1 protein-coding gene is annotated in these 293 nt (G+C 37.5%); it reads right to left on the reverse strand.

The window, feature by feature from the left end; translation table 11 throughout:
- A partial coding sequence (locus FOT98_RS31395) for a hypothetical protein (protein ID WP_144291231.1) occupies window positions 1-293 on the reverse strand: 293 nt, incomplete at both ends.

Genomic DNA, 293 nt, shown 5'->3' on the forward strand with positions numbered 1-293 from the left:
TATCCATTTGCTAAACTATGTGTTTTTACACCATTTACCGCTTTTTGAATGCCAGATACACTAGATACACCCATTGCATTTATATTTGGATTGTTTTGTAATTGTTGCGATAGCTGAGAAGCAAAAGCTTCCTTATTAGCATAGCTAGTCCCATCTTTTTGTTGCACAATCCCTGCTTGTTCTGCAGCTTTCTGTGCATGATTTTTAAATCCTTGCACTTTTTGACTCAAGTGTTTGTTCCATGCAGCCTCTTTTTCTTGTTGTGGTACATCTGCAGGGAATTGCTTCATGAA

This window comes from Bacillus sp. HY001, assembly GCF_007558965.1.
Lineage (GTDB): Bacteria > Bacillota > Bacilli > Bacillales > Bacillaceae_G > Bacillus_A > Bacillus_A mobilis.